Here is a 19,752-nt window from a genome sequence, read left to right on the forward strand (position 1 = left end):
TTTCTTGAAATGCAACTGTGTTTTCCATTCTGATTTCCTGCCTGTCTAAGTGGTTTCCTAATTATTTCGACATGCAGAAGCTAAATCCTTACCATTGTTTTCTAATCTTTAGTTCAACTTATATAGATCGTGAAATCACCCTGACTTTTTTGATTTATTGCTAACGTACAAGCTCCTTTTTAAAATCAGAATATAATAAAGATGAAATTGGACGATAAGGGGGGAAACCATGAGTCCAAGTCTCAAATCTTCTTGTATTAGTAAGCAGAAAGTAAGTTTAAAAAGTTCCATGCGTTTAGTTTGGGAACAACACGTATACTGGACAAGATTGACGATCATAAGTCTGGCTTTTAATTTGCCTGATGTAGGCTTTACTACCGCACGTCTCCTCCGGAACGCTACATATATGGGAAATTTACTAAAGCCTTTCTATGGAGATAGAGCTCCCGTCGTATGGTCATGAACGCGCGCCAATAATTCCGCTTTTTTACAGGCACGAACGCGCGTGGCAGAGGTAAGTGACTCAAAGTGCTGGACGATCTTTAAGCTAAGCAACTGAAAAAAACCGACGCCATGCAAACCCAGGTTGATTTAAGAAACGGTAAACGACATCTTTTCCAGGTAGTGACGAACGGTGATTGCTTTCGAGCAAACGAGACCAACTGCGCTGTTGAAAAACCAACGTTAAGATAAGTTGGAAAACAGCAAGAGCCGGAAGGGCAAACGATTTTCGAATACCCGTTTAGCGGAGTAAGTGCCCAAATTTAAAGTAGCAAACAGGGTTGAAAAACGTTCTTCACACTTTTCAGATAGGGAGTTGTGGTCTACCATAAGGTTACGCACAAGAATAAACAACTTCCCGCTCTAATCTCCAAGTGGAAAGCCGCAAGGTCGAAGGGGGTAAGAAGGATTTTTATCATGGCATCATTGCCCCACTCGTCAACGATGATGATGCCGCGTCGTAGCATGGGGTAGCACTAATTGCATTTTTTCTCTGAAAATGCCGCGCGGCGGCATGGATGTTAATAAAGACGCCAAAGGAACCCTCCTAAGCGTCTACACATAAAAGTATTCTGTTAAATCGATGGAAGAAGTCGCATATACTTGCTCTCTTTTCTTCTCTCGAAACTGGTTTCTTTGTTATAAAAGTTTTATTTTTATCCAATAGGTGCTACCCAGTGAACATCGCCCATCGCGTCATACTCTTATATAAGAAATGAACGGTAGATGCTACCGGATGTTGGAGAGCCCAAAATGAGGCATTGACCCCGTGCTTTCTAGAAGGATCTAATCACCTTTTCAGTATGAAGGTCCCTTTTAACGGCTACTCCATTTATGTGAATCGAAATGTAAATGAGCGTCCTTCGAATTGTCTATGTTTCTGACCATACCAAATTGGTCCTCCCTTCTCAACAAATTGCTGTTCGAAAAGAGAAGTCCGGTAATCTGTACGGTGAATATTTTATTTTGATGGGGACCGGTATGCCGTACGAAAAATGCTTTTGCTTCTTCAGGCAGAGGCCTTTCCCTAGTAATTTACCTCTTGCAGCTGGCCGGCATCCGCCACAATTAAGCTGATGTTTTTCATGTTAAAGATGTCAAGAAACTGTTTATCCGGCGTTTTGTCGGTCACGATGATGGAAATGCGGCTGAAATCGGAAATTGGGAACAACACTTTAATATTGTTAAATTTGCTATGGTCCGCGAGGAGAATTGCCTCTTTAGTCGATTCGATCATCGCTTTGCGAATGGCCGCTTCGTCTGCCGTCAAATCCCGCAGTCCTTCAACAATAATCCCTTTGGGCGAAATAAATGCTTTGGACGTCTTCAAATTGCCGATGAAAGTTTCTCCGAGAGGACCGTTAAACGAGCTCGTGGACGAATTGTACGAGCCGGGGATAGCATATAGGTGTATGCCTGGAGCCATCTTCAGCAAATTGATAATTGGCAGGCAATTCGTAATGACCGTAATGTTGGCATTCGGGCTCAGCTGCGAAGCCAATACGACAGAGGTTGCGCTAGAGTCCAGAAATAACGTATCGCCCGGGACGATTAGTTCGGCTGCCCGTTTGGCAATCGCAATTTTGGCGTCAAGCAGAGGCGTATTCGGTAAAATTCCTTCCTCGGGCGACGAGTTGTCGACAAAAACGGCACCGCCATGCGACCGCTCGATCCCTCCTTGTTTGGCGAGAAACTCAAGATCGCTGCGGAGCGTCACTTCAGAAACTTGAAAGAGTTCTTTGAGTTCTGCTATTTTGACAGTTTTTTTGGCCGAAATATACGAATATATAGCCTCACGTCTTTCATGTGTTTTCATGGTTTTCCTCCAACCTATATCTAGCAAACGAAAGGAAATCGAAAAAGATTATTTATTTTTTATAATTATAGCACACGTAAATTAAAAAACAACAAGTCTGTTGAATAACCACTAAATGGTAGAAAAAGAGCCGCTGACTGTCGGTAAAACCCGTTTCCGATGGGCTCCTTATCGTGGTTAACGAGAAATCGTCAAACTGCTCGGCAAAGCCCAACGGAATCGCCGGTTATTCGTGATATCACCTGTCAACTCGGCACCCCGAAATGCCGTTCGGAAAAGCATCATTGAGTCGTGATCTTTCGAGATTTCGAAGGACGTGAAATCCGAGTGGTAATGCATGTAACGGCGGAGCAAATTACACAGATGTATAAAGCTCGCTGGCAGATTGAGGTCGTTTTTCGCTTGATCAAGCAGCATAAGAACCTGACTACGCTACATGCCAGACTCTCGTTCGTTCAATTCTCAAGCCTCTTCATTCTTTGTAAGTTACCGAACGAGTGGATGGTTCGAATGGTCCGCTTGATCCAAAAGTATACCCCTGTTAGGGTTGTTTGGGTTACAATTTCTGGTTATTCAACAGGCCTGAAAAAAACAAATACATATGCAAATAAAACGAAAGCAAAAAAATGAATTCGTAAAATATTTTTGTGTATTTTGAAAGTTCTATTTACTAAATTGTGATTATCTGATAATATCCGTAATGTAATCTTTCGTTATAATTTTCGAAATAATGTTCTTTATTTCGATTATAGAAAGAAACGTAATTTTGATTGACAGTTTGATTGTGAAGATTACGTTTTATACCGAATGGTATACGAACGGTATCCGCTCCGAGCTCCCGTATTTAAGCAATCATCCGGATGCGTCCAATGTGAAGACGAATAACGAATGGGGAAGGAAGATCGTCAGCCATCTTCACGGGAAAAACATCTTGGTCGGGGCCATGATTCAATTTCTGACCTACGATCGGCAGGTTTGGGAGCCCGAAATGACGATCGACGAGTGGGATGTCGGGGAATTCGCCGAAACGGATCTTCCCGTCCGGATTGCCGACTTTACGAATCCTCTTTTTCAAACGCGGATCAAGGAAATCGTTAAGGAGCATTTGACGCAATTTCCGGGCATCGATTATTTGTTTCTGGAGTTCGAAGGTGTGAGAAGCACCGCTTTGCAAGCGATTTATGAGGAATGGGCGCAGGACAAAGGACTTCCCCAGCCGGAAGACGTTCATTACGATCCGGAGAGGGCCGCTCACTGCGAGCGTATAGGCCAGCAGCCGGAGATTATTTTGTCGGACGAGGTACATGCGATGATGCGTTACTATTACGGGCTTAACCTTCGAGCGGTACAGGAGGCTGCGGACGAACTCGGTTATTAAGGGATTGTCGGCGTCGTCGTACGGTCGGCAAGCATTCAGAAGATTCGCGGACCGCTAACGGTTCGGAAAATCCCTCTCGCCGGACAAATCCTGCAAGAGGAATCATGGAGGGGACGATAATGCTGAAAGAGACGACATATGAAAAATGGTTATGGATCGAACTGATCGGCTTCGATAACGAGCTTCCCGATTTCGGAGTTTCGGCTTACCTCGACAAAATCGGGTTTATGCCCGTCGGCGTTTCGCTGCTCTTTTTTACGCCTGACTTTGTTCATGTTTACGGAAGCTTGGATGAGGAGCGTATACTGCCGCCCGAAATTTGCTCGTATGCCGCGCGGCCGACCGGGAAGGAACATGACCGGCAGGTATGGACGAATGTTCAGCTAAAGCAGCTAGTCGCAGAGCTCCAGAAGCATGGGGTCGGCGTTTACTGCAGCTTTTTCAATTTGTTCCAGTACGTGCTGGACGGAGAGATTTACAACGGCGAGTGGTGCGGCAGCCATCCCGAGCTTTACGAAATGGGCGGAAACGGAAAGCCGTTTCCGATGTTGAACCCTCTTCGCCGGTATAAGGACGGCACGTTCTACGAGGACGATTTCATTCTCCGTCTGGCAGAAGCGATGAACGCCTACGGCTTCGACGGCTACCATGGCGCGGACGGGTATACGAGTCCCCGGATGTGTCTGGCATATGCGGACTATTCGGACGATATGGTGGAGCAGTTCGTCATGTCCGGCGGCACGGATCAGGACGATGAGAGGCTTGCCGCTTGTGACGGAGACGCAGAACGAATGGAGCGCAGGGCGGATTATATATGGGAGACGAAGCGCTTGGAGTGGATACGCTTTTATGCGGGCCGCTGGGAAACGTTCTGGCGAAAAGTCGTCGCCGCTGTGCACAAGGATGGCAAGAAGGTTGTGTTTAACACGGCTTGGACGAGGGATCCGTTCGAAGCGCTCTATCGATATGGCGTCGATTACAGGCGAATTGCGGCTGCGGGTGTAGATGCTTTCATTGTCGAGGCCGGAGCCTCTTCCCTGTCGGCCGGGGGAGCTGATATCGAGATGGAGCCGCTCAATGAGTTCAAGGCTACGCTGATGGCGATCAAAGCGTATGTGCCGGAGATGAAGCTGATCTATCTCAACACGATTCACGATACGACGGAGCAGTGGGATGCCATTCAGCATGCGCCTACGCTTCTGGAGCGGGATATTTACGCGCTGTCGAACGTGTTCTTGCATGACGGCGAAGGGAATGTGATCCGCTGCGCCTCCGGACTGATGGCGTGCCTTGCCGACGGCATGAGCCGGGAGGAATGGAAATGGATCCGCAACCGGTGGGACTTCGGATTCGCTCATCAGCCGGACAGTACGGTTGGAGTAAGCCTCGTATGGTCCGACAATGCTCTGTATGACGAACTCGGCGAGTATAGCAAGAGCAGGGAGTTTTCCTCTCACAAATTCGCGCATGAACTAATCGGCAAAGGAGCGCCGCTCCATTCGATCGTCCGGTCCGGCGATCTGGGACGGATGAATGGAGCGATTTTGGCTGCAAACGTGCATTTACTGCAGGAGGAGGAGCTCCGCCGAGTTCTGGACTACCGGAACGGGCCGGTCGTCGTGCTCGGCAGGATGAGCGGTCGGTTGAGCGATTCCGGCATTCGTATTACCGGTGAAAAGGAACTGGAGACGGACGATTTGTTTTGTGCGGTTCGCGATCTTCCCGATCACGGAAGCTTCAGACTCATGTCCGTCGAAAGGGCGGAGAGCCGGGAGCAGGTTGAAATAAAGGCGGTGGACGATGCCATCTCATGGATTTACAGCTTGCCGTTCCAGCCGGTTTCCGACTCGTTCCTGCGCGAATGCGTCGCGGGAATGACCGTATGCGCGGGCTCGCCTCGAATTATGACTGAGGCCGAATATATCACCGTGGCGTCGACGGAAACTACGGAAGGCACTTGGTATCTTGTGATCGGCAATTCGAGCGTGATTTACAGAAGACCGAAGATCGATGTCGGCCGTCCGATCGAGTCTGTCCGCGCCCGCGGGGGTTATCCTTATCTTCCCGTTCCGCATAAAGGATCGAGCTTTACAGTGAAGGTACCCGGCCGGGGGATGGTTATGCTCGAGGTTCGTTTCGCTTGACTGCCAAAGGTTACCGGATTCTAGAAATGATGCTGATAACTTGAAAAAGATCAGGCGCAAGGAGCGCGAGGCGGTGCAGCAAATTTTGGGCATTCGCCATTTTGAAGCTGCTGCCGCATGTTTCCCACATGGTCGATATTACGGATACGTTCGAAGCCAAAATGGAAGCCATGCGAGCGTACGCCTCCCAATGCACCGTCGTCTCTGGGGCTTTGCAGCAGATCAAGTGCAAGGCGCTGATGCGGGGCGCGAATGTCGATCGTGGCGATGCGCATAACGAGAACCTGCTCAAATTGTACCGGAATCAGATTCATTATTTATAAGAAAATTGTGTCCATTAGTACAGGTTAAAACAGAAGGGTGATCAACAACATGTTAGCCAACGAAATATTGGCGGAATACCGCCACTTGATGCTCGCTATCGAGCAAAGGCAACTGCCGGTTATCGACAAGGTTGCTTCGATTGCCGCCGAATCGATCGCGGCTGGAGGATCACTCTATATACACGACAGAGGCCATTTGCTGAATTTCGAATTGTTCCATCGCTCCGGAGGGCTTGCGCTGCTGAAAAGCTTGCAAATGGCGACGGCGGTCGAAGAAGGGGAACAAGGTGAAATTAACGCGGCGGAACAAACGGTTTCGCAGTCCGCGTTGCGGGAAGGAGACGTTCTGATTCTCGGATCGGTATCCGGTCGGGCGTCATCCGTCGTGGAACTGGCAATGCAAGCCCGCAAGCAAGGTGTTATCACGGTAGCGTTGACAGCGATGGATTACACATCGCAAACGCCGTCCTTGCATCCTAGCGGCAAACGTTTATTTGAAGCGTGCGACTATATTTTTGACATCATGACGCTAAAAGGAGACGCGGCACTTGGGGTGGAAGGGTTGGAGGAGAAAATTTTGCCGACATCCGGCATTACCTCGGCTGTTGTCGGTTGGTGTTTTGTCGCCCAACTGATCGAAAATATGCTGCGCAGAGGCGTTGTGCCGTCGGTTTATCGGAGCGTCAGCATGCCGAACGGCAAGGAGCAAATTGAAGCTACGGATGCGCGATTTAAAGAACTTGGTTATTAACTGGGGGAATCCTATGTGTCGCGAATCATAATGAGCATCGAAAGCGGCGGCAGCAAAACATTATGTTTGCTGCAGACGACCGAGGGAGAACTGCTGGGGTGGGGTCTAGGAGGACCTACGCTCTTTTGAAGTTGGAGGAGCTATCGGGAGGGGATTATCGGATGGTAGAAGAAGTGTTGGCCAACTACCAGCAGGAGGAGAATGGAATGGACGCAATCAAACAAAGAATTGCATCATTTGAAACCTATTATCCGCCATTGACGGCAAAAGAAGACTTGGAGCTTTTTTGGGAGGAGACGCTCCGCGAATTTGCCGATAAGCCGCTGAATGCGACGACGGCGCGCGAGGATACGCCGCTTGCGCTTGCGGATGTATATAAGGTGACTTACGAAGGCTTTGACGACACGCCGATTCACGGCTGGTACATGCTGCCTAAACAGATTGCCGGCGCCAGAGTGCCTTGCGTAATTGCTTTTCACGGCTATCACGGAAGCAAAGGCTATCCGGAGCAATACTCGCAATGGCTGTTAATGGGATACGGCGTATTTGCTATCGATATCAGGGGACAAGTCGGCGAAACGGGCAACAGGCTGCCGAGCGAATTCGGCATGGTAAGCGGTTGGGTCAGCCAAGGGATTTTGGATAAGCGGCATTCCTACTATTTGGCTGCGGTTATCGACTGCCTGAAGGCGGTCGACTGGGTAAGCGGACGGGATGAAATCGATCCTGCTCATATATACCTCGAAGGCTCTAGTCAGGGCGGCGGTCTCGTACTATTGACGGCCGCTTTGAGCGATAAACCGGCGCTGGCGGTGGCCAACGTTCCGAATATGTGCCATATCGATTTCGGGATGTTGAATTCGACGGGTTCGCTTACGGAGCTTTCCAACCTGTCGACCGTTTTTCCAGACAAGCTCGAAGCTATTATGGATACGGTCAGCTACTTCGACGTCATGAATTTGGCTGAGAAAATTCAGATACCGGTCATGATTTCGGTAGGGCTGAAGGACACGATTTGCATGCCGGAAACCGTATATGCCGCGTATAACCGGATCAATAGCAAGAAAGAAATCCATCCGTACCCGTTCATGGGACATACGAATATCGCCTACCATAATCGGCTTGCGATGCGATTCATGGAAAGTTACCGGCTGGAGCACACGGCAAAATAATAAAAATCGGGCATTAGGGGTGTACGGATTGCCGCGAAAGTATGGGTTCTATGCGGCGATGGAAGCAGTTTCAACGTCAGGCTGAGCGGACTACGGGAGGCGCTGCGCTACCTGGGAGGCCGGGAACAACAGACAATGCTCGCGGAAGAAATGAGAAATATGCAAGGATTGGAATTTATCCGAATTCGATGCGACCGATGTCTTTTTGAATTCTGCTACCCAAATAACATGGGCAAGGGGGGGGCTATTTGACGCTTACCGAAAAAAGAAAGCCCGTACAGGGGTGAAAGCGCGAATCCGAGAAGTAATACGAAATGAAGGCGCGAAACCAGCCAAGGAGATCGTCAAGCAAATTAATGCGCTCTTGGCCGGATGGGTGAACTATTTTCGGGTGGAGAATTCCAGTGACGCATTTAGCGAAGTGCACGACTACACGGTAATGAAAGTCAGGACATTGCTAACCAGAAGGAATCGGAGACGAAAAAGTAGTATTGGATGACGGAGATGGAATAACGAATACCTTTACGACGTGCTGGGGCTGTATTGGGACTGGAAAGTCCATCCCCTGAAAAACGCAAACGGGTCCGATGAAAGTGTTACCGGTCGAGTGGATGGTTCGAATGGACCGCTTGATCCAAAAGTATACCCCTGTTAGGGTTGTTCGGGTTACAATTTCTGGTTATTCAACAGGCCTGAAAAAGCAAATAGATATGCAAACGAAACGAAAGAAAAAAACGAATTCATAATAAAATTTTTGTGCATATTGAAAGTATATTTACTAAATTGTGATTATCTGATAATATCCGTAATGTATACTTTCGTTATAATTTTCGAAAGAATGTTATGTCTTTCGATTGTAGAAAGAAACGTAATTTTTATTGACAGTTTGATAGAGAAGAGGTGATAAAGTGAGTTACAGACGAATACTTGCAGACGGTTGTCATGCAGTTGAACCGGATAAATAGTAGAGAGGAGCAAAAATGGAATGAGTACTTTGAAAATTGGCGTCATTGGCGCAGGTTCCATTTCTGAAGCGCATCTTAACGCTTATAAAGGAAACAAAGAGGTTGAAATTTTCGCAATTTGCGACTTGAACAAGGAAAGAGCGGAAGCTGCTGCTAAAAAATATGGTGCTTCTTATGTATATACAGATTACAATGAACTCCTGGCTAATCCGGAGATTGTAGCGGTCAGCGTATGTACTTGGAATAATACGCATGCCCCAATCAGCAAAGCCGCTGTACAAGCGGGCAAGCATGTACTCGTAGAGAAACCGCTGTGCCGCACGGTTGAGGAAGCTCTTGATTTGCAGGAAGCGGTCCGCACATCAGGTAAGATTTTGCAAGTCGGTTTTGTGCGCCGTTATGATCCAAATGCGCAAATGCTGAACAGGTTTATTCAAAACGGCGATGTTGGCGAAATCTATTATGCAAAGGCTTCCTCGATTCGTCGTCTGGGCAACCCGGGCGGATGGTTCTCCGACTTCGAGCGTTCGGGCGGTGGCCCGCTGATCGATATTGGCGTACACGTTATTGACCTTTGCTGGTATATGATGGGCCGTCCGAAAGTAAAATCGGTCAGCGGCAATACATACAAAAAGCTTGGCAATCGCAACAATATCGAGAACCTGTCGTTCTACAAAGCATCGGACTACAATGCCGAGCTCAACACGGTTGAAGATATGACCAATGCGCTTATCCGTTTCGAAAACGGCGCTTCGCTGATGGTAGATGTCAGCTTCACGCTGCATGCGAAGAAGGACGAAACGATGGTTAAACTTTTCGGCACCAAGGGCGGCCTCGAAGTTGATCCGGCTGTCAGCATCGTGACTGAGAAATATAATACGATTTTGAATATTGATCCGCAAGTGGACGCTCAAAGCTTTGATTTCCCGCGCGCATTCCAGGCGGAGATTGATCATTTCGCAAACTGCATTCAAACAGGCAGCGAATCGATCAGCCCGGTTGAAGACGGCGTAGAAATAATGAAAATTTTGCGCGGCATCTATGAGTCTGCAGCTACTGGCGCAGAAATTCACTTTAATTAATAAAAAAAGCGTACGCAGCGTCAAGGCGCAGCGGGAGAGGATGACATTCGGATGAAACTCGGATTAAGCTCCTACAGTTTGTCGCGCGCCATTCAGGCGGGAGAAATGACGATTCTGGAAGCTATCTCCTGGGTCAAGGAGCATGGTGGAGAACATATCGAGATTGTGCCGTTCAGCTTTGAGATGGATCAGAGCCTGTTTGAACAGATTCGCAACCAGGCGGAGCAGGTTGGCATTGAACTGTCCAATTATGCAATTGGCGCGAATTTTGCCGTAGATGATGATGAGGCGTACGAAAATGAAATTAGCCGCGTCATGAAAGAAGTGGAGAATGCCGCTGAGCTGGGCGTTAAACTGATGCGCCATGATGTTGCATCCCGCGGCGACATATCGATGAGTAATTTCCTGGCCGATCTGCCGAAGCTGGCAGAAGCCTGCCGCCGTATCGCGGATCATGCTGCACAATATGGCATTACGACCAGTGTTGAAAACCACGGGTACTACATTCAGGCAAGCGACCGGGTGCAAGCGCTCGTTCATGCGGTTGACCGTCCGAACTTCCGGACGACGCTGGATATTGGCAACTTTATGTGCGCAGACGAAGAGTCTGTCGCCGCAACGAAAAAGAACTTGCCGATCGCTTCGATGATGCATATCAAAGACTTCTACCTGCGTCCGGCGAACGAAAACCCGGGACGGGGCTGGTTTCCGACAATGGCGGGCAACTATTTGCGTGGCGCCATTGCAGGACAAGGCGACATCAACATGCGCGAAGTGCTGCGAGCAGTGAAGGAATCCGGTTACGACGGCTATTTGTCCATCGAGTTCGAAGGTATGGAAGATTGCCGTCTCGGTTCTGAAATCGGATTGGAGAATGTTCGCCGCATCTGGGACGAAGTATAGGCTCCGGTGCCGGAAAAGGGCAGTTGCCACAAAGGCTGGCGGGCCGGTGGTCGACGGGCATTGACTATAACGATACGGAGGTTGGAGTATAATGGCGATTCCAAATAAAATTGGCGTCATCGTCGACAGCTTTAAAGTCGGTGTGCGCGAAGGCTTAGTAAAAGCAAAAGAAGTGGGAACGGATGGCGTGCAAATTTATGCCGTTAGCGGCGAGATGGACCCGGATAATTTGTCTTCAGCGCAGCGGAAAGAGTTGAAAGACTACATCATCTCGCTCGGACTGGAAATTTCGGCGCTTGTCGGTGATTTGGCCGGACACGGCTTCCAAGACAAAAACGAAAATCCGTGGAAAATTGAAAAATCGAAACGGATTCTCGATCTGGCTGTTGAACTGGGCACCAACGTCGTTACAACTCATATCGGGATCGTGCCGGATGATGTAAATGGCGAAGTTTACCACTCGATGCAAAAAGCGTGCGAGGAACTGAGCAACTATGCAACCAGTCTGAATGCCTATTTCGCGATTGAGACAGGGCCGGAAACGTCCGCCCATCTCAAAAGTTTCCTGGATACGCTGAGCACGAACGGTCTGTCCGTCAACTTTGACCCGGCCAATATGGTCATGGTTACAGGAGACGACCCGGTTCAGGGCGTTCATAACTTAAAAGATTATATTGTTCATACCCATGCCAAGGACGGGATCCGTCTGCATCAAGTGGACCCGCGTATCATCTACGGTTCGCTCGGCTTCGAACCGCTCAGCCATGAGAAACTGGCTGAAATGGCTACAGGCGGCGAGTTTTTCCGCGAAGTGCCGCTTGGGGAAGGCAAAGTTGACTGGCCGGCCTATATTCAGGCGCTGCAAGATATCGGCTACAAAGGCTATTTGACGATCGAGCGCGAAGTAGGAACAAATCCGGAAGCGGATATTGCCAAAGCAGTCCAGTTCCTGAAACAATATAAATAATCGAGTTTATGCATAGTCTGGCCATGTTTAAAAGAGCAGCAGGTATTAAGAAGTAAGCATTAAGTGCAAGCAGTAGTAAGTATTAAACAGTAAGCAGGAGCTTGAAGCGTTTATTGAGTTAAAATTCTCAGCAGGCTTTTTTGTTGTTTAGGAAACTACGAGTTTTGTTGCTAATTGGGAAAAGTGCACATAAAGGTGGGGGGAAGCGGCGTCGCCTAATGCCTGATACCATTTTCCGCCAAAGTGCCGATTGCTGATTCGCTTTGGAATGCATGGAGCGCTTTGATTTCAAGGGTAGAAATGGTAGCTATTGTCGCAAGGACATTGAATATAACCTCTAATGGCCGCGAAGAAATCGGCTTTTCCGATGTCGGGGATATTCCGAATTAGGCAAAAAACGCAATAGCAGCGGCCAAGAAGGAAGGAATTGTGCAATGACAAGCGAATAAAAAATTTAATCCGAACGGCGCCGCTTCCCGCGCGGAGGCGTTAGTGATCATCCTCAGATTGTTGGAGGCGAAGGAGAAATAATCAATTATTCAGGTTGGGGAGGGAAGGTCTAGTGGATTATGAAAAATATGTGGGCCCTTGGAATGTAGAGAGCCTGCAGCAGGTTCCGTCCGTGAAATGGGGCAGTACGATCGAGCATCCCGATTGTACCGTGAGCCAGATTACTTACTCAAGCGAGCCTTACAAAGGCAAAGTTGCCGAAGTGTTCGCGTATTATGCCGTTCCGAGAAGCGTATCCGCTCCGCTTCCCGCTATCGTATTGGTGCATGGGGGAGGAGGAAAGGCATTTACCGAATGGGCGGAGCAATGGGCGAAACGAGGGTATGTGGCTATTGCCATGGATTTAACCGGCAGGGACAGCGATGGCTCCCGAATGGAAGAAGGCGGACCGGACATGACCGAAGAGAATATGTTTCGCGGTATATCCGAGGATGCTTTAACGGAGATGTGGAACTATCATGCAGTTGCTGCAGTTATAAAAGCAGTAAGCTTCCTGTCGGTTCAATCGGATATCGATTCCACAGCGATCGGGATGATGGGCGTTTCGTGGGGAGGATACGTAACCGAAATCGTAGCGGGTCTCGATTCACGGCTTGCTTATGCTATGCCCGTGTATGCTGCCGGCTATTATCAGGAAGGCTCCTGCTGGCAGAGCATTCTGCAGGGAATGGACGAGGAGCAACGCCAGTTGTGGACCACGAACTTTGACGTGAAACAATATGTCGGACAGTCGATGTTCCCCATGTTGTTGGCAACGAGCACAAATGATACGGCCTTCTATCTGGATTCCTGGCAGAAAACTTGTCGGTTAGTTAAAGGGGAGCAAACCCTCCGATTGATCGCGAATTGGGAGCATTGTCATGAAACGCCGTGGGCAACCCAAGAGTTTGGCATCTACGCCGACTCGATCGTTAAGAATGCAGAGCCTCTGCTGAGGGTAACCTCTTCAGGGAGATCGGATGCAGAAGCATGGACCATTTATTACGGTTCTCGTCCGGTCCAAGCGGTAAATCTGCATTATACTTCGGATAGCGGCGAGTATACTTCGCGAAGCTGGCAATCTAGTTCAGCCCAGTTGGACGAGGAAAACAAGAAAGTATCGGCCCGTCCTCCCGCTGACGCAACTGCATATTTCTTTACGATCGAAGACTCAAGCGGAAATGTCATTAGTTCGGATTTAACCATTAGCTGATCTGTCAGCGCACAGAGCAAATAGAGCAAATCCTGACAGAACACCATCGGTTTTTTTGCTGTTGCTAGACACTCGAGACGTTGTGTCTGACGTGGCTGCGAAGCTCGGTTTCAACAACGCGATTCCACATTTGCGAGGGTGGGGGAAGTATTTCGTACACGGGAATAGAGCAAGGTTCTGAAACAGTGTATTTTTTTGTGTAGTTTGCCTCAATGCGATATAGGAACATCCCAAACGTTGCCGTTATCCAGAAGACCGCTTCACGATGGTTGCCATCGCGGATCAACTGCCGGCTGCCGTCAACGGCGCCATGCCGGCGCAGAACATCGCGCGCAGCCATGTAGCGCAGCCGGATCGTGGGATTGCCCAGCGCAGCTACGAGAATGGCATGCGTTGTTACTCCGGTAGCGAAAAGCCAGGCCATTATCATGCAAGGGCGCGTTGAGATCGAGACTGTCAGGACCAGAGCGGATGCGGTCCAAGACGCTTTGCAGGCGCAGGGAATCTGGTCGGGCCGGCCAAAGCAGCGCTCTACCACTTGCTGCAGCTCCAGCAATTGTCCGCTGGGGTCGGCAATAATGGTGTTGGTGCGTAAAGAGTGGGCGAGATGGTAGGAAAAGAGTGGTTTTTGCACCGGATACAATTGATCCCAGCCCAGGTAGGTCACCTCCAGCAAGACATCGTTGTAGCGGAACTTTCCGGGCCGGCGACGCAGTGACCACGATAATGTCTACATCGGACGATGGGGGCAGCAGGGCGTCTTCCGGCAATACAGCGGTTGAGCCGCTGAAATAGGCAGCGAGAAATCGGGCTGGCGGCTCGCTTCCTGCAGCACCCACTCTGCTGCGGCGGATCGTGCGGATTATCGTTCACGCTCCAATCTTCGATCATTTGTATTATATCATACGACCCGCCCCGCCTTATTACCTCTCTTCATGAAAAAGAAAGCTCCGCATTCTCCATTCTGAAGGGTATAAGCCGAATTTCCGTTTAAACTCGCCGCTAAAATGATGGATGCTGCCAAAGCCGCATTCGGCGGCGACCTCTTTAATTGGCATATCCGATGTATCCAAATAGTTTTTGGCGGCATTCATTCTGAGCTGCAATAAATATTGAATGGGCGTAAGTCCTGTTTCTTTTTTGAAATGCTTGATCAGATAGGTCGACTGATAGTTGGCGATGGCCGTTAAGGTCTGCAGAGAGATCGGCTGCTTGTAGTTCGTTTCCATATACAGCGTCAATGTTTTAATGATGTCCTTATTGACATCATAGCGCGACGGCAGTGTTTCTTTCCTGTATACGGCCAGCTCCTGCGCGATGAAAAGCAATAGTTTTAGCACGTCTTGCATCAAAATCGCTTCACTATAAGGCTGTGCCAAAAAATCGGCCTGCAGCAAAGGGGGGATGCCGCTAATACAGTGCTGCATGGCGCTTGAAAGAGGCTGGCTGCCGCTATTGCACTGGATGTTGTTCCAAAGCAAAATATCCTGCAGCTGCGGAAAGCTGTCCCCGCATTGTTCCAGCTCCATATACCAAAATGCCGCCTGCTTTGATTGAATGGTCAGGTCATGCGGCGTGTTGGGTGAAATTAAAAACAAAGCGCTCCGCTCGATTTGATAGTCTTCACCGAGCCAGCGCATGCGGTAGTTTCCCGATGCCAGATAAAGCAGCTCAGAGGCATGATGGATGCCGCCTGTCCGCATAGCGGTTGGCGCATGATAGTCGATAATGCCGTAATTCCTTAGCTTCATTGGCGAGCACCTTTACGTGAGAAGTTATTTTTTATAAACAAAAGGAATAATGCACACTAGTATCAATCGTGTTCAGACTTGTTTAATTCAAAACGAGTTATATTTTATAAATACATTATAGGGTGTGTTTCTTATAATTGAAATAGAAATCGTATAACATTGGGAGTGAAAGGCAGGAGAAAGTAATGATGAAGACTTTGCAAATCATGGATAAACAACATTTCGTTATCCGCGATCAGGAAATTCCTGTACCGGGGGATCATCAGGTGCTAGTTCAAATTGAAATCGTTTCCACCTGTCCGCGTTGGGATATGAATATGTGGGACGGCAAAGATATGTTCGATTATACAAAAACGCCGGAATATCCGCTGCTGCCAGGCTTTCCAGGTCATGAAATGGCGGGGACGGTCATCGCGGCAGGTCGAGGCATTAGACAACTCAAGGTTGGGGATCGGGTTGCGGCGATGGAACATATTGGAGGAGAAGGGTCGTATTGCCAATATTTATGCTATAGAGAAAGCGATCTGATCAAGCTGCCTGATTCGATTTCCTGGAAGCAGGCTTCCTCTTTTGAGCTGCTGAAATGTGTCATGCTTGGTATGCAGCAATTTGGTTCTTTGCAAGGGAAAACGATGATTATCGCCGGTCTCGGACCTGCCGGTATTCTTGCCCTGCAGATGGCGCGTATATGGGGAGCATCGCGCGTTGTTGGAATAGATGTCAGCGAGGAGCGCGTTGGCTATGTTAAAAAGCTGGGTATAGGCGAGGTCATGCTGGCATGCGAACTGGGAGATGAAAAATTTGATCTGGGCTATGATTGCGTTGGCGCGGCAGCCTCTGTGCAAAATATAATCGACCATACGAGCAAGCATGTTGTCATTTTTGGCGTATTAAAGGGAGAGTTGCGTTATCCCGAGCACTTATGGATGTATGGCTTTAAGCTGGAATCCTACACCTATCGCATTCCCAATGAGCGGGACCGGGAGCTGCTAATTGATCTGGTTGCAAATAAAGGGCTAAATTTAGAATGCTTGCAGACACATCACGGTTCATTTGTGCATTATAATCAAGCTGTAGCCTGGCTTAAAAATCAGGAGGCGATTAAGGTGTATTTTTATCCCGCGAAAGATTTTGAAGCGGCAGCTGTAGATGCAGGTGCAGGTGATATGCAATGAAGGCCCATGCAGTTGTTTTTGCAGAGAAGCTGAAGGTCGCTTACAAGGAAGTCGAACTGCCCGAGCCAAAGCAGGACGAGGTTCTGATTGATGTGGATTATAGCTGGATAAGTATTGGAACAGAATCCTCCTATTTGCGCTGTGAACGGATTGGCGGGGAAACTCCATTTCGTGAAGGCGATCCTAATCCCTATCCGCAGGTTAGCGGTTATCAGAAGGTAGGGACGATTACTTGGGTTGGGGATCAAGTTCAGGGCCTGGAGGTTGGGGAAAAAGTATTTGCAACGATGAGCAGGATGGAGGGCATGTTTTACCCGAGCGGCGGGCATGTCAGTCCGGCTCTTACGCATTGCAGCGAGGTGTGGAAGCTGCCGCCCAATGCTGATTCAATCACTTATTCAGGGCTTGTGCTTACTCAGGTCGGTTATAACTGCGGAACACGTCCGCCCGTCACAGAAGGCGACTATGCGGTAGTCATCGGCGAGGGGCTTGTTGGACAATGGACCGCACAGACGCTGCAGCGCCGCGGGGCCAAAGTGATTGTGCTGGGCAGACATGACGATCGGTTGGCTTTGCTTCCTGATGGGGTGACAGGTGTAAAGAGATCAGCTGATATTCGTATACAGGAGGCATTAGGCGCGGCAGCAGGCAAAATCGCGATTATTGTAGATACGGTAGGCTCGCTTGCTGCTGTAACCGAGTTGTTCGATCAGACACAGCTGGATTGCCATATTGTATCGGCAGGCTTTCTGGGTGAAGAAGGCCGGATCGATATTCAGCTCCTCCGGCATCGGGAAGCAACGCTGCATAGTCCTTCCGGCTGGAATCGGAGACGAATGGATGCGACACTGCAAGGAATCGAAGAGGGCTGGCTTCAGCCTAAGCCGCTTATTACACATATTCTTCCTGTAGAGCAGGCAACGGTGGCTTGGGAGTTGATCCTAGATCGAACAAAGCCAAAGCTGGGGGTTGTTTTGGACTGGAGGAAATAAGCTCATAAGTCGCTGAAAGAGCGGAGCATTCGTTGACATCAGTGATTGGGCGTCGCTCCTCAAGGAGCGTGGCCATCGGCGTCGTCAGAAAGAGGCACAGTCTTATTTTATTGAGACTGTACCTTTTGTTTTACTTCTTTTTCAAGCGGCGGCGCTCTTCATTTTCCCATTGCTTCAGAAGCGGGTAAGGATCGAAGGACCATTCGACAAATCCCTGGTCGCGGTAAACCCCGTAGTGGAGGTGCGGCGGGAACTTCCCTTGTGTCCCGGGTTTACCGTATCCGGAGCTTCCGACCCAACCTACCGTTTGCCCTGGTTTAACAATTGTCCTGAATCCGTGATAAGTGTTCTATAAAAATTGAGAAAAACAGAGGAAATTCCCCCTTTACTGGTGAATTTAAAAGATTTGACCCCATTATCGATTTTCGCCTGTGAGGTGCTACATATGAAGATCCAATTCACCAAATCAAAGGAAGTTCTTTTAACGACGCATGCAGGCTTGGCTTCCGTTGGTGCCCTGCTTTCCCATTCCCAGTTGCCACAACGTCTCAATCGATCTATCGTAAAAGGGATGGAGCATCCGCTTCATAGCAACGGGGATTTCATAAAGAGTTACTTAGGGCTCCTCTGTCAAGGCAAAAGCGATTTTGGTCACATCGAGCCGTTCCGGAAAGATCCGGTATTTCAAACGTGACTGGATCTGCGAAAGGTGCCTTCCAGCCCCACGCTTCGTCAGCGTCTCGATGCGGCGGCCCAGACCCTGATTTAACACCGTAAGCCGCATCTACCACGCGTTTGTATGAATTTTACCGTTTTTTACTTCATTTACCGACACATTCCACTAAAAATGAGAGGGTTATTTGGCTTGCCCTTCTTTGTCGGGTTTACTTGGTTACGAATGGATCCAAATGACACAATTGAATAAGAAATGCAAAATCCCGGATTACCCCACCCATGAAATACCCCATCTGGAAGTGGGAGCATCAGGTCATCACGGATTCAGGACAGACGTATCACCCCGCGAAAACTACCACGTTTCTAAAGACGAAGCGCATTCATGTGAGCGTTTGGATTTGTAACGGGAGAGGATTATCCTATGAATGATGCATTAATAGAGAGACTGAAGGCTTTCCTTCATCGGGAGAACAATAGCTCACTGGTAGGAAGTCCGGCGAGCCAAGAGGAAATAGTTCATGCACAGCAGCAGCTTAATGTAAGCTTTCATGATGACTATGTACATTTTATCCGGACGTTTGGGGGAGCATATGCAGGCCTTGCGGTGCATGCATTCTCTAATGGCTCCAGTCTCGGAAATGAAACAGTTGTCGATTTAACGCTGGAGTTCCGCGAGCAATGCAGGGAGCTACCCTTTGCAGAGGTTTTACGAACCAGCTATGTCATCTCTATCGACGGTTCCGGCGATCCGATAATAATCAATCAGGCAGGAAAGGTTCTCATCTATCATCACGATACAGGGGAGACCAAGCTATTAGCGGATTCATTTGAGGCGCTGATCGAGGAATGTTTTTTTGAGTGGTGAGCAGTATTAAGAAGCGCGACATCATCATTCAAAGCTAATATGTTGTTCTGTTATGAGCCATGTCCAAATCCCTCATAGATGTTGTCTAGGCAACCTTACTTCTAATAAGGAATTTCGACCATGGCTCTTTTTGTTTGCTATTTGTAGCATTTCGAAGCGCGCGGCGCCTACACCCAGCGAGCAAACCGCCGCTTCAACACTGCAATCTGATTGCGTTCCGCCCATGCGGCCAGGGCTGTCATCGCCTGATCCTCATTATCATGAAAGCTGAAGCATAGCTGAGGGGGGACGATACGCGTACCGTGCAGCTTAATACCAATCAGTGGATTAAAATAGCCCTGAATCATTATCGCTTTTACCTGTTGTGCAGAAATGCTGCGTCCGTTTATTATAATTGAATCTTCGTTTAGCTGAATATCATGGGAAATGTTACGAAGGCTTACGATCAGAAAAATAACCGTTGCTATATAAGTTGAACTATTGAATGTCCTGATTAAAACCTAACACAAAGACGGTCGATGATGGTCAAAGGGGTTTTCATTATCTCATCCATGAATTGTTGCACGTTGGTGCGAATCTCTGCGACTGTG

The 19,752-nt window shown here is 48.7% G+C and carries 18 protein-coding genes and 4 pseudogenes; 15 read left to right on the top strand and 7 right to left on the bottom strand.

What is annotated here, in order from left to right; translation table 11 throughout:
- Nucleotides 1-229: 229 nt before the first annotated feature.
- Nucleotides 230-445 (top strand): annotated as a pseudogene (locus tag ACFQ0N_RS37660) (acetylglutamate kinase); the annotation flags it as partial.
- Here the strand turns inward: ACFQ0N_RS37660 and ACFQ0N_RS38325 are convergent.
- Both ACFQ0N_RS38325 and ACFQ0N_RS37665 read right to left on the bottom strand, forming a co-directional pair.
- A pseudogene (locus ACFQ0N_RS38325) lies at nucleotides 445-831 on the bottom strand (IS4 family transposase); the annotation flags it as partial. The pseudogenes ACFQ0N_RS37660 and ACFQ0N_RS38325 overlap by 1 nt on opposite strands.
- A gap of 697 nt (nucleotides 832-1,528) precedes the next feature.
- A complete protein-coding gene (locus tag ACFQ0N_RS37665) occupies nucleotides 1,529-2,317 on the bottom strand; it encodes a DeoR/GlpR family DNA-binding transcription regulator (RefSeq protein WP_379335534.1) in 789 nt (262 codons plus the stop codon).
- 333 nt (nucleotides 2,318-2,650) lie between these two features.
- Between ACFQ0N_RS37665 and ACFQ0N_RS37670 the strand changes: the two genes are divergently transcribed.
- The 3 genes from ACFQ0N_RS37670 to ACFQ0N_RS37680 all read left to right on the top strand — a co-directional run bounded on the left by ACFQ0N_RS37670 (nucleotide 2,651) and on the right by ACFQ0N_RS37680 (nucleotide 5,839).
- On the top strand, nucleotides 2,651-2,947 hold the full coding sequence (locus ACFQ0N_RS37670) for a transposase (RefSeq protein ID WP_379335568.1): 297 nt from the start codon (nucleotides 2,651-2,653) through the stop codon (nucleotides 2,945-2,947).
- Nucleotides 2,948-3,083: 136 nt separating this feature from the next.
- Complete coding sequence (locus ACFQ0N_RS37675) at nucleotides 3,084-3,695, top strand: hypothetical protein (RefSeq protein ID WP_379335536.1); 612 nt, start codon at nucleotides 3,084-3,086, stop codon at nucleotides 3,693-3,695.
- 119 nt (nucleotides 3,696-3,814) lie between these two features.
- On the top strand, nucleotides 3,815-5,839 hold the full coding sequence (locus ACFQ0N_RS37680; protein WP_379335538.1) for a hypothetical protein: 2,025 nt from the start codon (nucleotides 3,815-3,817) through the stop codon (nucleotides 5,837-5,839).
- A gap of 50 nt (nucleotides 5,840-5,889) precedes the next feature.
- Here ACFQ0N_RS37680 and ACFQ0N_RS37685 read toward each other — a convergent pair whose 3' ends face one another.
- On the bottom strand, nucleotides 5,890-6,114 hold the full coding sequence (locus ACFQ0N_RS37685) for a hypothetical protein (protein WP_379335540.1): 225 nt from the start codon (nucleotides 6,112-6,114) through the stop codon (nucleotides 5,890-5,892).
- A 97-nt stretch (nucleotides 6,115-6,211) separates the two neighbouring features.
- On the opposite strand from ACFQ0N_RS37685, the gene ACFQ0N_RS37690 reads away from it, so the two are divergent.
- From ACFQ0N_RS37690 to ACFQ0N_RS37720, 7 genes and pseudogenes are all read left to right on the top strand, one after another.
- Nucleotides 6,212-6,913, top strand: coding sequence for a sugar isomerase domain-containing protein (locus ACFQ0N_RS37690; RefSeq protein ID WP_379335542.1), 702 nt, complete (start codon nucleotides 6,212-6,214; stop codon nucleotides 6,911-6,913).
- 125 nt (nucleotides 6,914-7,038) lie between these two features.
- Complete coding sequence (locus ACFQ0N_RS37695) at nucleotides 7,039-8,085, top strand: acetylxylan esterase (protein WP_379335544.1); 1,047 nt, start codon at nucleotides 7,039-7,041, stop codon at nucleotides 8,083-8,085.
- A gap of 262 nt (nucleotides 8,086-8,347) precedes the next feature.
- A pseudogene (locus ACFQ0N_RS37700) lies at nucleotides 8,348-8,662 on the top strand (group II intron maturase-specific domain-containing protein); the annotation flags it as partial.
- Between the two features lie 408 nt (nucleotides 8,663-9,070).
- Nucleotides 9,071-10,132: a Gfo/Idh/MocA family protein gene (locus ACFQ0N_RS37705; RefSeq protein WP_379335546.1), complete on the top strand. Its 1,062-nt coding sequence runs from the start codon at nucleotides 9,071-9,073 to the stop codon at nucleotides 10,130-10,132.
- Between the two features lie 51 nt (nucleotides 10,133-10,183).
- Nucleotides 10,184-11,035 carry a sugar phosphate isomerase/epimerase family protein gene (locus ACFQ0N_RS37710; RefSeq protein ID WP_379335548.1) on the top strand — a complete coding sequence of 284 codons (852 nt, stop codon included), beginning with the start codon at nucleotides 10,184-10,186 and terminating at the stop codon, nucleotides 11,033-11,035.
- Nucleotides 11,036-11,126: 91 nt separating this feature from the next.
- Nucleotides 11,127-12,002 (top strand): sugar phosphate isomerase/epimerase family protein, encoded by an 876-nt coding sequence (locus ACFQ0N_RS37715; RefSeq protein WP_379335550.1) that lies wholly within the window; start codon nucleotides 11,127-11,129, stop codon nucleotides 12,000-12,002.
- Between the two features lie 562 nt (nucleotides 12,003-12,564).
- On the top strand, nucleotides 12,565-13,704 hold the full coding sequence (locus ACFQ0N_RS37720) for an alpha/beta hydrolase family protein (protein WP_379335552.1): 1,140 nt from the start codon (nucleotides 12,565-12,567) through the stop codon (nucleotides 13,702-13,704).
- A 64-nt stretch (nucleotides 13,705-13,768) separates the two neighbouring features.
- On the opposite strand, the gene ACFQ0N_RS37725 is transcribed toward ACFQ0N_RS37720, so the two are convergent.
- Nucleotides 13,769-14,371, bottom strand: coding sequence for a hypothetical protein (locus tag ACFQ0N_RS37725; RefSeq protein ID WP_379335554.1), 603 nt, complete (start codon nucleotides 14,369-14,371; stop codon nucleotides 13,769-13,771).
- A 256-nt stretch (nucleotides 14,372-14,627) separates the two neighbouring features.
- Complete coding sequence (locus tag ACFQ0N_RS37730; protein WP_379335556.1) at nucleotides 14,628-15,455, bottom strand: AraC family transcriptional regulator; 828 nt, start codon at nucleotides 15,453-15,455, stop codon at nucleotides 14,628-14,630.
- Nucleotides 15,456-15,643: 188 nt separating this feature from the next.
- Between ACFQ0N_RS37730 and ACFQ0N_RS37735 the strand changes: the two genes are divergently transcribed.
- A complete protein-coding gene (locus ACFQ0N_RS37735; RefSeq protein WP_379335558.1) occupies nucleotides 15,644-16,630 on the top strand; it encodes a zinc-dependent alcohol dehydrogenase in 987 nt (328 codons plus the stop codon).
- On the top strand, nucleotides 16,627-17,622 hold the full coding sequence (locus ACFQ0N_RS37740; RefSeq protein ID WP_379335560.1) for a hypothetical protein: 996 nt from the start codon (nucleotides 16,627-16,629) through the stop codon (nucleotides 17,620-17,622). Before ACFQ0N_RS37735 ends, ACFQ0N_RS37740 begins: the two co-directional genes overlap by 4 nt.
- A 102-nt stretch (nucleotides 17,623-17,724) precedes the next feature.
- Here ACFQ0N_RS37740 and ACFQ0N_RS37745 read toward each other — a convergent pair.
- Nucleotides 17,725-17,947: pseudogene (locus tag ACFQ0N_RS37745) on the bottom strand (peptidase M23); the annotation flags it as partial.
- Between the two features lie 33 nt (nucleotides 17,948-17,980).
- On the opposite strand from ACFQ0N_RS37745, the gene ACFQ0N_RS37750 reads away from it, so the two are divergent.
- Together ACFQ0N_RS37750 and ACFQ0N_RS37755 are read left to right on the top strand one after the other, a co-directional pair.
- Nucleotides 17,981-18,316: a hypothetical protein gene (locus ACFQ0N_RS37750; protein ID WP_379335562.1), complete on the top strand. Its 336-nt coding sequence runs from the start codon at nucleotides 17,981-17,983 to the stop codon at nucleotides 18,314-18,316.
- Between the two features lie 402 nt (nucleotides 18,317-18,718).
- Nucleotides 18,719-19,162 (top strand): SMI1/KNR4 family protein, encoded by a 444-nt coding sequence (locus tag ACFQ0N_RS37755; protein WP_379335564.1) that lies wholly within the window; start codon nucleotides 18,719-18,721, stop codon nucleotides 19,160-19,162.
- 167 nt (nucleotides 19,163-19,329) lie between these two features.
- Here ACFQ0N_RS37755 and ACFQ0N_RS37760 read toward each other — a convergent pair whose 3' ends face one another.
- Nucleotides 19,330-19,509, bottom strand: a complete 180-nt coding sequence (locus ACFQ0N_RS37760) for a hypothetical protein (RefSeq protein WP_379335566.1) — start codon at nucleotides 19,507-19,509, stop codon at nucleotides 19,330-19,332.
- Nucleotides 19,510-19,752 lie beyond the last annotated feature (243 nt).

The sequence above is a fragment of the Paenibacillus sp. GCM10027626 genome, assembly GCF_042676285.1.
Lineage (GTDB): Bacteria > Bacillota > Bacilli > Paenibacillales > Paenibacillaceae > Paenibacillus_Z.